The organism is Plantactinospora soyae (assembly GCF_014874095.1).
Classification (GTDB): Bacteria; Actinomycetota; Actinomycetes; order Mycobacteriales; family Micromonosporaceae; genus Plantactinospora; species Plantactinospora soyae.
The window spans coordinates 6023081-6035203 of record NZ_JADBEB010000001.1; the positions used below are offsets into that span (position 1 = coordinate 6023081).

The following is a 12123-nucleotide window of genomic DNA, read 5'->3' on the forward strand; positions in this document are numbered from 1 at the left end:
TGGGTCGCCGAGGGCGGAGCGGGCGTCCCGATCACCAGGCGCAGGGTGCGTAGTCCTTCAGGAAGCAGCCGTAAAGATCTTCGCCCTGTTCGCCGCGGACGATCGGGTCGTACACCCGGGCCGCGCCGTCGACCAGGTCCAGCGGGGCGTGGAAGCCGGCGTCCGCCAGCCGGGTCTTCGTCGGGTGGGGCCGCTCGTCGGTGATCCAGCCGGTGTCGACGCTGGTCATGAGGATGCCGTCAGCCAGCATCTCCTGAGCACTGGTCCGGGTCAGCATGTTCAGCGCGGCCTTGGCCATGTTGGTGTGCGGGTGCCCCGGCCCCTTGTAGCCGCGGCCGAACTGGCCCTCCATCGCCGACACGTTCACCACGTACTTGCGGCGGGCGGTCGCCGCGGCCATCGCCGGTCGCAACCGGCTGACCAGTACGAACGGCGCGGTCACGTTGCACAGCTGCACTTCGAGCAGTTCGACCGGGTCCACCTCGTGCACCCGCTGCACCCAACTGTTGACCGGGTCGAGGTCCGGCACCAGCCCGCCGGCGTCGATGGCGGTGGCTGCCGCGATCCGTTCCGGCGAGGCGGAGCCGCTGGTCAGCGCCAGCGCGGTGAGCGCCTGCGGGGTGATCGCGGGCCCCGACGGCGAGCCGGTCAGGCTGCCCGCCGGGACGCCCCGGCCGGTCGGCTTGGCGAACCTGACTATCTCCGGCAGCGGGCTGTCCGGCAGGGCCGCGGCCTCCGCGGCGACGAGGTGCGCGTACGCACCGGGCGTCCGGCGGACGGTCTGCGCCGCGTTGTTGATCAGGATGTCGAGTGGTCCCTGGGCGCGGACCGAGTCAGCGAGAGCGATCACCTGGGCGGGGTCGCGCAGATCGATCCCGACGACCCGGAGGCGGTGCAGCCACTCCCCGCTGTCCGGCATCGCGGCGAAGCGGCGGACCGCGTCGTGGGGAAACCGCGTGGTCACGGTGGTGTGCGCGCCATCACGCAGCAGCCGCAGCGCGATGTACATGCCGATCTTTGCCCGGCCACCGGTGAGCAACGCGCGCCGGCCGGTCAGGTCGGTGCGGGCATCCCGGCGTTCCCGGTTGAGCGCGGCGCAGGACGGGCAGAGCTGATGGTAGAAGGCGTCGACCTCGCGGTAGCGCTGCTTGCAGACGTAGCAGCCGCGCGGATTGTGCAGGACGCCGGCCGTGGCGCCCTCGGTGGGGGAGGCGAGCGGGATGCCCTGGGTCTCGTCGTCGATCCGGCCCGGGGCGCCGGTTGCGGTGGCCGACGTCACCGCGCGGTCGGCCGCCGCGATGGCATCCCGCCGTTCCTCGCGTCGCCGCTGCTTGATCACCTTGTAGAGCTTCGCGGTGGCCCGCTGCACCCGCACCACGTCGGGGTGATCGGGAGGCAGGTCCTCCAACGCCTCAAACACGCTGAGGCAGGTCTCGAGCTGGCTCCGATCAATGCCCCGATGACCGGTTTCGGTAATATTGTCTGCCGTCATGCCGTCGCTGTCTCGTCCCGTTGTCCTGTGCCGGATCTGGCCGGCCCACCCCAAGCCCGACCCGGAACTGTACGCACCGCAAAGCCTCCAACGCACCCCGCGCCTGTTCACCAGCCCGAAGACCATCGAGGGCAACTCGGTCTACGTGTGGTGCGGCGGCCCGCCGAGGGGGCCTGTGCTGCTCGATCCCGCCGATGAGGGGCGGCGGAGCGGGGCGCCGGGCAGTGCCAGCGCCCCGCTTTGTCGGATGGCCGGTAGGAGTGTTCGGTCAGGCGGTCTTGGGGGTGGCACGCATGCCGACGTAGCAGACCTGGGTGCCGTTGGTGAGGGTCGAGAAGACCACCGGCATGTAGTCCTCGCTGAATGACGGGCCTGCGCCGGAGGCGGCGAAGACCGTCTCGGTGACCGGTTCCAGGTCCATCTCCAGGGGCGGTGACATGTCCTTCATGTCGTCGACGAATTCGTACCGCATGTGGGGTGAGCCGTCGTCGTCGCGGGAGACGGTGATGACGACGCCCTCGCGCTTGTAGGTGCCGAGCAGCGGCGTGAGGTCGATCGCGGGTGGTACGGGAGCCGGGGCGAACGGTGCGGGCATGGTGACGCCAGCGAGTTCGGCGAGCAGGTCACGGAACAGGTCGGCGTACAGCAGGCGGGCTGCGCCGCCGTTGGTCATCAGGGCCAGGGCGACGTTCGCGTGCGGGACGACGCGGAGGTAGGCGTACTGGCCGATGGCGGCGCCGTCGTGGCCGTAGCCGGTGATGCCGTCCCAGTCGTAGAGCGTCCAGCCCAGTCCCCACCCGTCGGCGCTGACCGTCCACTTGTCCGGTACGTCAACCTCGCGGTGTCGCATGGCGGCGACGGCGTCGGGGGAGAGGACGCGGGTGCCGTCGGGCGCGAGGCCGCCGGCGAGGTGCAGCTGGGCGAAACGGGCCATGTCACCGGCGGAGACGATGACCCTGCCCGCTGGTCCGGCGCAGCGGGGCATCAGGTCCCAGGACGGGGCCGGGTCGGGATCGGCACCGGACTGGCCCAGGTGGCTCATGGCGACGCGGAAGCGCAGAGCATCCTCCGGCAGCGTCATCGAGCGTTCCAGGCCGAGCGGCTCGAACAGGAGGTTCTTCAGGGCCTGGTCCCAGGTCAGGCCGGTGAGCCTTTCGATGACGCGGCCCAGCACGATGTAGCCGAGGCCGCCGTACGAGATCGCCGTGCCGGGCGGGCAGTCCAGTGCCACCCGCCGGGCGGCTTCGACGTACTGGGCGAGGCAGTCGTCGCCCCGGCCGCCGTCGAAGTTGAAGTCGTTGGTCACGCCGCCGGTGTGGGACAACAGCTGCCGGACGGTGATCGTCTTGGTGGCCTCGGGGTCGGGGGTGGCGAACTCCGGCAGCACGTCCACGACCGGTGCTTGCAGGTCCAGCTTGCCCTCGTCGGCCAGCCGCATGATGAGAGTGGCGGTGTAGACCTTGGCGATCGAGCCGGACAGGAATACCGAGTCCGGGGTCACCGCCACGCCGGTGCCGCGGTGCAGTACCCCGCTGGCCAGCTCGTGAACCTGTTTGTCGATCACTACGGCCAGGCTCGCACCGGGGACGTGGTGGGCGGCGCGCAGCTCGTCGAGCCGGTGCTGCCAGCGGTCGACGTCGAAGTACCGGCCGGTCAAGTCCCGTACGCCCAAGTCGCCCCGGGCCTTCCAGTCACTCTCGGCGTTCGAGGTCATTGTCTCGGACATCGTGTTTCCCTTCGGTCAGTCAGGTGATCGGAGCTGTGGGGAGGTAGAGGTTCTAGAGAGGGCGGGCGGCCGTCGCGAGTTCCGGCGCCGCCTCGGGGCGGGGTGCCGGGCGCGGCGTGCCGGTCCGCTGGGGCAGGACGATCAGGGCCACTGCGGCTGCCGCCAGAACCCCGGCGGCGCTGATCACGAAGGCGGACGACATGGCGGTGGTGAAGGCGTGGCGGGCGGCGTCGGCGAGGGCGGTGTCACCGGTGCGTTCGGCCACCGCCAGCGCGTCGCCGATGGACCGGGCGGCCTCGGTGGGGGCCGATGCGGACATGGTGCCGGTGAACATGCTGGAGACGATGCTGCCCAGGACGGCCACGCCGAGCGCGGCGCCGGCCTGCTGGACGGTGTCGTTCAGTGCCGAGCCGACGCCGGCGTGCTCGGCCGGGATGGTGCCCATGAGGGCGGAGACGGCCGCGGGCATGGCCAGTCCACCGCCAGCGCCGAGCAGGAACAGGCCGACGGCCGGCTGGACGGACCCCGCGCCGGGCGACAGGGCGGCCAGCACGCCGAACCCCGCGGCCATGGTGGTCAGGCCGGAGGCGATCAGTGTCCGGTGGCCGATCCCGGCGGCGACGGTGGCGCCGAGGGTGTTGAAGGCGAGCGAGGCGACCGCCATCGGGATGAGGGCCAGGCCGGCCTGCGTGGGCGTGAGACCGAGGACGTACTGCAGGTACTGGGTGAGGATGAGCAGCAGCCCGCCGTTGCCGATCTGCACCAGGGCCAGCGAGAGACTGCCGCCGCTGAACGCGCGGTGCCGGAAGAGGCCGAGCGGCACCATCGGATGCGGTGTGTGCAGTTCCCACGCCACGAAGCCGCCCAGCGCAAGGACCGCCGTCGTCAATGCCGGCCAGGAGACGCCGTGCGCCAGTTCGATGATCGTCCAGATCAGCGCGGTCATGCCGACCGTCGACAGCACCGCCCCCAGCGGGTCCAGCCTGCTCGCGGGGCCCCTGGACTCGGGCATCAGGACGAACGCGGCGAGGATGGCCAGAGCGGCGATGGGGACGTTGATCAGGAAGACCGCGCCCCAGTGGAAGTGGGCGATCAACACACCGCCCAGCACCGGCCCGCCGACCAGGCCGAGCATGGCGACCGCGCTCCAGCACGCCATCGCTCGGCGCCGTTCGGCGGCATCGAAGACGGTGATCAGGATTGACAGTGTGCTGGGCATGACCAGCGCGCCGCCGACGCCCATCACGGTGCGGGCGGCGATCAGCTGGAGCGGATCGGCGGCGCTGGCGGCCGCGAGGGAGGCTCCGCCGAACAGCGTCAGGCCGATGACCATGACGCGGCGGCGACCGTACCGGTCCGACAGGCTGCCCGCGGTCAGCAGCAGCCCGGCGAAGACCAGGATGTAGGAGTCGAGAATCCATTGCATGTCCTGGGGACTCGCGTCCAGATCCTCGGCCAGGGCGGGCACCGCGACCGCCAGCGCCATGTTGTCGATGACCAGCACCACCGTGCTCAGACACAGCACGATGAGGATCAGCCAGCGGTGTGCGTGTTTCATGATCAGCGAAGCTCCCTGCGGATGACTCTTACTTACTGGATGCGGACGTTGGGACCCCGCCGGTAGCCCGCCGGAGCGGGCTGAGGGTCGCGCCTCAAGACGCGCTGGATGACGTGTGAGGAAGCGAACGAGGGCGCATCTGACCCTCCAATCACTCACCCGTTCCCAGAGCGACAGCCCCTTCTATGTCTCTCGGCACGGCACGTGTCGTGCCGCTTTGGAACGTCGCTGATTCTGGTCGAACGGTCGGCGAGTTGTCAACGGCACGTGCCGTGCCGGTAGGGTGGTGGCATGAGTGACGACCGCCTCACCAGAGCCGCCGACCGGACCCAAGCGATCATGCGCAGCACCCTGGAACTGGCACAGGAAGTCGGCTACGCCAAACTCAGCATCGAGGGGGTCGCGGCCCGCACCGGCGTCGGCAAGCACACGATCTACCGCCGCTGGCCATCCAAGGGCGCCCTATTTCTCGACGCGGTGCTCACATCCAACGAACCCGGACTCGACTACCCCGACACCGGGGACATCGTCGTCGACCTGCGCCAACAGATCCACGCCGCCGTCGACCTCCTGGGCCAGCCGCCACTGGGCCCCCTCTACCAGGCCCTGGTGGGCGAGGCTCAGCACGATCCCTTGGTCGCTGCCGCGCTCAACGAACGCTTCATCCGCCCCCAGGCGGACAGAACCGTCGCCCGGCTGAGGAAAGCCCAGCAGCAGGGACAACTTTCACCCGAGTTCGACCTGGACGTGGCGATGGCCATTCTGTCCGGCCCGCTGTACTTCAAACTTCTTATCACGCAAGAGCCGCTGACCCACGAGTACGTCGAGCGCGTACTCAACGTCCTTCTCGCTGGGATGACACCGAGACCGTAGGGGTTGGAGCATTATGACCAGCGCGTTGATGGTTCCGATACTTCCAGGATCTCCCCACAACTGGAATGTGTCGAGTTGGCCAGGCAGTTGCACGCCCAACTGCCCAGCAGCAGTCCGCGGCCGAACACGAAGATACCGATGACGGCCGACCCGCCGAGCAGCAGCGGGAACCACATCGGTACGACCCGGCCACGCAACCCGGGGATCCGGCGTGGGAACAACCTGCCCCACCGACACAGCAGCCCCGAGGTCAGGACGACGCCACCCACTGTGAATGACGCGAGGGTCGGCTCGATGTACACGTTCTCCGGCTGGTTGCGGAGCAGGGACACGACGAACGCGGAACGCGCCACGAAGAGGACCCCCGAACCGACGTACCGGATGCCCTTCCACTGCGCGTCCCGCTGGGCCGGCACTGACCGGTCGAGGACCGCCCCGGGTCCAGTGCGGTCTCCTCAGCCAGCTCGCGCCGTGCTGCCGCCGGCGGCGCCTCACCGGGGTCGATGAGACCACCGAGCGGCTCCCGCAGCCACGTCCTGTCAACTGGATCACGCCAACGCAGCAGAAGCACGTGCCAATCGGCCTGGAGATCGGTTACGCCGCGGACCGCGAGGTTGCCGGTGCTGCGGTTGAGATGCGACCGGAGGCCCCCGGTCGGGCTCAGGTCCGGGGCGTAGGCGCGCAGTCGAATCACGGATGTCGATCGTCTGCCCTATGCGACGGTGGGCCGGGGTCCGACACGATCGACACGGCATCGCCGCGCTGGCACGCTTGCGGACATGGTCGACTGGTATACGCAGGTCGAAGTGGGTGGTGACGTCGTCCGGATCTCGGAACCGCACGTCAACGAGTTGGTGTCGGCGAACTTCTGGTGGCTGCGCGGCAACGATCGTGACATCGTGGTCGACGCCGGGCTCGGTGTCGTCGCCCTGCGGAAGGCGATTCCGGGCATGTTCGAGCGCGATCCGATGGTCCTGCTCACCCACGCGCACCTGGATCATGTCGGTGGGGCACCTGAGTTCGATGACCGGGCCGCCCATCCAGCCGAGGCGGGGCTCTTGGCGGCGGGTGTGCCGGCGAGCCTGTACGGCGCGGAGCTCTACGACAGACTCGAGATCGACACAGCGGGAGAACCTGTCCCGGAGCTCATGATCGACGTCCTGCCCGCTCCCGGCTACGACCCGGCTACCTACCGCGTCGAACCCATGACCCTGAACCGCATGCTCGACGACGGCGACCGGATCGACCTGGGCGGACGCGTACTGACCGTGCTGCACCTTCCCGGCCACACACCGGGAAGCATCGCCCTGCTGGAGGAGCGCGCCGGGACCCTGTATTCCGGCGATATCGTCTACGACGGTGCCTTGATCGACAACCTGCCGAACTCCGACACGGCTGCCTATCGGCGAAGCATGGAGTTCCTCGCCGACCTCGACGTGTCCGTCGTCCATCCCGGCCACGGGCACAGCTTCGACAGGAAACGCCTTCGCCAGTTGGCCGAGACCTACCTGCGCAGAAAAGCTGAGGGCGCGTCTCATTTGGTGAGGCGGCGGTAGCAGATCAGGGTGCTGCCGATGGTGGCGAAGGCTTCGTAGTGGTCGCCTTTACGGTCGTAGCGGCGGACCAGACGCCGGTAGCGCATCAGCCAAGGACAGGCACGATTCGACAATCCAGCGGTGACGGCCCAGGCGTTTGGAGGACTCGATGCCCTTGCGGGCGATCCTGACCGCGATCCCTCGCCGTCGGACCTCGGCGCGCAGGTCACGGGTGTCGTAAGCCTTGTCCGCGTGCAACTTGTCCGGTCGCCACCGACGGCGTCCGCTCGGTGTGCGGATCGCCGGTACGCAGTCAAGCATGGGAAGCAGTAGTTGGCTGTCGTGAACGTTCGCGGCGGTGACCATGACGGCCAGGGCAGACCGGCGCGGTCGACCCGCCTGCGTCACGTACGCGATCGCCGCCAGCACCGCCCGGTCATCCACCCGGCGACGGCCACCACCCTGCCGACGAACCGGCGCGGGCGGAATCAACGGCCGCGATCTCCCACAGACCGTCCGGCGCCCAGGTACGGACCATCACCTCGTACACGAAGACAAATCCTGCCCCAGCCCAACGATCATCCAAACGAGACAGACCCTTAGTGACCCGGCCGTCTTCAATGTCACAAAGCGTATTCATCACCGACTACGTGGCGTCGACCGCGGGGCGCTGCCGGACGAGGGCGAGCACGCGGGCCTGCTGGCATTCGCCCAGGAGAACGCTGATCGGCTGCTCGCGGTCGTCGCACCCGCTGACATCGAGGTGCTGCACGACCCGCAGACGGTCGCGATGATCCCGCGTCTGGTCGCCGCCGGCGTACCGGTGGCCTGGCGGTGCCACATCGGCACGTCGGCCGCCGATCAGACCAGCATCTTTACCGGAGACTGCCTGGCGCAGTTCTAGCGTCCCGAGGTAGTCCTCGTGTTCAGTGTGCCGGAGACCGTCCCGCCACACGCGACCGGCTACCGGACCGTCACGATCGCGCCCTCGATCGACCCCGCCGCGCCGAAATACCAGCCGCTGAGCGCCGCCGACGTCGACGAGGTGCTCGCCGGCATCGGCCTGACCGGCGCCGCCACGGCGGCCGAGGGCGGTGCGTCGACCGCGTCCGTGGTCTCCGGGTCGGCGATCGGCACCGATCCCGTCCTGCTCCTGGCCCCCCGGTGGGACCCGCTCAAGGACGTGACCGGCGTCCTGCGGGCGTACGCGGAGTCCAGCCTCATCGGTGCGGACCCGACTGCGCATCGTCTCCGGATTGGCCCCGGGATCATCGGCGATCTGCACCACGCGCGGGCGCTCGGGAGCAGCCGTACCGGACCCGGAGGTCAGGCCCTCATTTCGAGGCCACCAAGAGGGTTGTGGGGGCGAAATATCGGAGAACTTCCGGAGACAAGGAGCGTTGAAAAGACACAGCTGTACAGGTCGTCGACATTGTCACTAGGGTGTTCGAACGGCTAGTCTGGGCCGATCCGGCGATCAAACTTCGCCGAAACTTCCGACGAGGCTACCGTTACGGAGAACCGAAATGACGACCGCAACAAAGAGTCCGGCAGTGGCCGGGCCCCACGGCGGCGAAGTGCCCGGCCGGCTGATCCGAAACCCGGTCCTTCCCGGCTTCAACCCCGACCCGTCGATCTTGCGCGTCGGCACCGATTACTACATCGCCACGTCGACCTTCGAGTGGTACCCCGGCGTCCGGCTGCACCACTCGACCGACCTGGTGCGCTGGCGCCCGCTCGGTGGCGTCCTCACCGAGCGGCGGCTTCTCGACCTCACCGGAGCAGGTGACTCAAATGGCGTGTGGGCGCCCGATCTGTCCTATGTGGACGGCGAGTTTTATCTCGTGTACGCCGACGTGGCAAGCTTCGCCAGCGGGTACTGGGATCCGCAGAACTATCTGGTGACCGCCCCCGACCTTGCCGGGCCCTGGTCGGATCCGGTGGTACTGCATGGGCGCGGGTTCGACCCGGCGCTGTTCCACGACGAGGACGGCACAACCTGGATGCTGTCGATGACCGCCGACTGGCGGCCGGGGCGTGATCGGTTCGCGGGTATTGAAGTCCAGCAGTACGACCGCGAGGCCCGTCGCCTCGTCGGCACCGAGCGGACAATTTTCTACGGAACCACGGTCGGCGTCACCGAGGCTCCGCATGTGTACCAGAAGGACGGCTGGTACTACCTGGTGACCGCGGAAGGCGGCACCTCCTGGACGCACCAGGTGACAGTGGCCCGCTCCCGTAGCCTGTTCGGGCCGTACGAGGTCCATCCGGGCGGCCCGATGCTCACCTCGGTCGGCCGTCCCGAGCTGGAGCTGCAGAAGGCCGGTCACGGCAGCCTCGTGTCGACGCCGGACGGGCGTTGGTACCTGGCGCACCTGACGGCCCGGCCGTACACCCCCCTCGGCCGGTGCGTGCTCGGCCGGGAGACCGCAATCCAGGCGGTGGAATGGCCGGAGGGGGAGTGGCCGCGCATCGAGGACGGGATACCGGCGGTGGTCGTACCCGTGCCGGGCGACGCTGAGCCGACAGAGGATCTGGTGGAGGAGCGGGACGACTTCACCGAGCCGGTGCTCGGCCCCGAGTGGTCGACGCTGCGCCGTCCCGCCACTGCGGACTGGGTGGATGTCACTTCGCGGCCCTCGTTCCTGCGGATTCACGGCGGCCAGTCGCCGGTCGGCCGGCGGAGTCCGAGCCTGGTCGCGCGTCGCGTGACCTCGAAGCAGTGCGAGCTGACCGCCCACATGCACTTCGAGCCGGCCAACTACCGCCAGCTCGCCGGCGTCACCGCCTACTACAACTCCCGCAACTGGCACTACGCCTACGTCACCGCCGACGACGACGGCCAGCGGGTACTTGAGGTGATGTCGTCCGAGAACGGTCGGCGTGTTATGCACGACGCGTGCCGCGTCGATCTACCGGGCGCGGACGACATCACGCTGCGGGTCACCTTCGACGGTCCACGTGTCACGTTCGCCTGTCAGCTGGCCGGCGCGGCGCGCTGGGTCGACCTGCCGGCGGAGCTCGACGCCACCATCTTGTCCGACGAGTACGCCGCGACCCTCGTGGATGGTGAGCCTGAGGGCTGGGGCTTCACCGGCGCGTTCGTCGGCCTGTGGGTCCAGGACCTGGGCGCCGAGGGTGGATACGCGGACTTCGACTGGGCCTCGTACCGCCCCTGGTGAGCAGCCGCCGGCACGCGCGCAGCAGCCGCGCCTGCCCGCGCAACCGGGCGTGCCCGCCGTCCAGCGGTGCCACGCCCGGCTGCCGTTCCCCGGCCGATCGGCGGGGGTGCCGGTGACGTCGGAGCAGCGGCCCGGCCAGCGAGTCCGGTCGGGGTCGGCGCCGGCCGAAGCGAGCCGGCCGGATCGCGATCCTGCCGGTCCTGGACGCGGTGCGGTCGTGCAGCGCACGCCGGCCAGTGAGGCCGAGCTGGTGCTGAACTCTTGACTGCCGGCGAAAGCGATGATGATGATGATCGTTGCGCACTGCGGGGAGCCAGGAACTGAGAAGGGGTACGGCGCGTGGAAATATAGTCGACGTCCGTCGATCGACTGAACGGGGAATCACCGTGACGACACAGTTGTCCAAGGCCGCCGCCGTACCGGGTCCGGCCGGGCATCCGCTTCTCGGCATGCTGCCGGCGCTCCGCCACGACCTGCTGGGATCGATCCTGGACGGCTTCCACACGTACGGCGACGTGGTGGCTTACCACGTCGGACTGCCTCGGGGGCCACGCGCCGTCAGCGTCGACGTGGTGAACGTGCACCACCCCGACGGCATCCATCAGGTCCTTACCACGCCCCAGGTCTTCAGCCGCCGCGCGAGCGCGTACGAAATCCTTCGGGAGTTCATCGGTGAGGGCCTGCTGACCAGCGACGGAGACCGTTGGCTGCAACAGCGGCGGACGCTGCAACCGCTGTTCACGCCGCGCCGGGTGGCCCGCTATACGGAGCTGATGGCCGACGAAGCTGCCCGTGTCGTCGACGACATGGCGGTCACCACGGGATCCGTCGTGGACCTGTACCAAGTCATGCAGCGCTACACGATGCGGGTGGTCGGCCGGGCACTGTTCGGCGACGACATCGACGAGGTCGTCCCCCGTCTGCAGGAGCTCATGCCCATTCTGGGCGACCTCGCGCTGGCGCGCGCCCTACAGGTTGTCAAGCTGCCGCTGAGCTGGCCGACTCCGCGGTCCCGCCGGATCACGCAGATACGCGCGACCCTGTACGAGATCATCGACCGCATCATTGCCGCTCGCCAGCGAATGGGCGGCGAGGAAAACGAGGATATGCTCGGCCGGTTGTTCGCGGCCGAGGATCCGGAGACCGGGCAGGCGCTGTCCATGGAGGAGATCCGGGATCAGATGCTGGTGTTCCTGCTCGCCGGGCATGAGACAACCTCGGCCGGGCTGGCCTTCACCATGCACCTGCTGGGTCGGCATCCCGAGGTGCAGGAACGGGTCGCGGCCGGGATCGGCACGGGCGACGAAGAATTGGTGCGAGCTGCGGCCATGGAAGGCATGCGGCTGTACCCGCCCGTGTACAGCATGGAGCGGATGACCGAGTCTGACGTCGTCGTCTCCGGTTACCGAATTCCGGCCAATACCAAGGTGGTAGTTGCTCCCTGGGTCACGCACCGGCATCCGGAATTCTGGCCCGACCCGGAGCGCTTCGAGCCCGACCGGTTCCTCGGGAAGCAGGAGCGGCCGCGCTACGCCTACTTTCCATTCGGTGGCGGGCCGCGCAGTTGCATCGGGGAACACTTCGCGCTGCTGGAGATGACCGTACTGCTGAGCGCGTTGCTCGCCCGTTACCGTGTCGACACACGCGACGAGCGGCTGGAGGTCGTACCGATGGTCACTCTGCGTCCGGCTGGCGCGGTCCGGGCCACGCTGACCGTCCGGTGAACTGATGCCCTGGCTGATCCGGACAGGATCAGC

Annotated in this window: 9 protein-coding genes and 2 pseudogenes; 5 read left to right on the forward strand and 6 right to left on the reverse strand. The window is 68.9% G+C overall.

The genetic code is table 11. The annotated features are described in order from the left end of the window. Positions 1 to 31 precede the first annotated feature (31 nt). The 3 genes from H4W31_RS26250 to H4W31_RS26260 all read right to left on the reverse strand — a co-directional run bounded on the left by H4W31_RS26250 (position 32) and on the right by H4W31_RS26260 (position 4776). Complete coding sequence (locus tag H4W31_RS26250) at positions 32 to 1492, reverse strand: SDR family oxidoreductase (RefSeq protein ID WP_192769093.1); 1461 nt, start codon at positions 1490 to 1492, stop codon at positions 32 to 34. Between the two features lie 268 nt (positions 1493 to 1760). After that, a complete protein-coding gene (locus tag H4W31_RS26255; RefSeq protein ID WP_192769094.1) occupies positions 1761 to 3218 on the reverse strand; it encodes a serine hydrolase domain-containing protein in 1458 nt (485 codons plus the stop codon). 52 nt (positions 3219 to 3270) lie between these two features. After that, positions 3271 to 4776, reverse strand: a complete 1506-nt coding sequence (locus H4W31_RS26260; protein WP_192769095.1) for an MFS transporter — start codon at positions 4774 to 4776, stop codon at positions 3271 to 3273. A 291-nt stretch (positions 4777 to 5067) separates the two neighbouring features. Between H4W31_RS26260 and H4W31_RS26265 the strand changes: the two genes are divergently transcribed. Next, the gene (locus H4W31_RS26265) at positions 5068 to 5649 is read left to right on the forward strand and encodes a TetR/AcrR family transcriptional regulator (RefSeq protein ID WP_192769096.1); all 582 of its coding nucleotides are present in this window, start codon (positions 5068 to 5070) and stop codon (positions 5647 to 5649) included. Positions 5650 to 5996: 347 nt separating this feature from the next. Here H4W31_RS26265 and H4W31_RS43115 read toward each other — a convergent pair. Next, a pseudogene (locus H4W31_RS43115) lies at positions 5997 to 6220 on the reverse strand (NUDIX hydrolase); the annotation flags it as partial. Positions 6221 to 6428: 208 nt separating this feature from the next. Between H4W31_RS43115 and H4W31_RS26275 the strand changes: the two are divergent. Next, positions 6429 to 7205: an MBL fold metallo-hydrolase gene (locus H4W31_RS26275; protein ID WP_192769097.1), complete on the forward strand. Its 777-nt coding sequence runs from the start codon at positions 6429 to 6431 to the stop codon at positions 7203 to 7205. Here H4W31_RS26275 and H4W31_RS26280 read toward each other — a convergent pair. Beyond that, a pseudogene (locus tag H4W31_RS26280) lies at positions 7184 to 7722 on the reverse strand (transposase). The gene H4W31_RS26275 and the pseudogene H4W31_RS26280 sit on opposite strands and share 22 nt — an antisense overlap. A 42-nt stretch (positions 7723 to 7764) precedes the next feature. Here H4W31_RS26280 and H4W31_RS44845 point away from each other — a divergent pair. Further along, positions 7765 to 8088 carry a glycosyltransferase family protein gene (locus H4W31_RS44845; protein ID WP_404825732.1) on the forward strand — a complete coding sequence of 108 codons (324 nt, stop codon included), beginning with the start codon at positions 7765 to 7767 and terminating at the stop codon, positions 8086 to 8088. 59 nt (positions 8089 to 8147) lie between these two features. Here H4W31_RS44845 and H4W31_RS26285 read toward each other — a convergent pair whose 3' ends face one another. After that, positions 8148 to 8321, reverse strand: coding sequence for a hypothetical protein (locus H4W31_RS26285; protein WP_192769098.1), 174 nt, complete (start codon positions 8319 to 8321; stop codon positions 8148 to 8150). 389 nt (positions 8322 to 8710) lie between these two features. Between H4W31_RS26285 and H4W31_RS26290 the strand changes: the two genes are divergently transcribed. Together H4W31_RS26290 and H4W31_RS26295 are read left to right on the forward strand one after the other, a co-directional pair. Continuing rightward, complete coding sequence (locus tag H4W31_RS26290; protein WP_192769099.1) at positions 8711 to 10366, forward strand: glycoside hydrolase family 43 protein; 1656 nt, start codon at positions 8711 to 8713, stop codon at positions 10364 to 10366. A gap of 386 nt (positions 10367 to 10752) precedes the next feature. After that, entirely contained in the window at positions 10753 to 12090 is a 1338-nt protein-coding gene (locus tag H4W31_RS26295; RefSeq protein WP_192769100.1) for a cytochrome P450, read from the forward strand. Positions 12091 to 12123 lie beyond the last annotated feature (33 nt).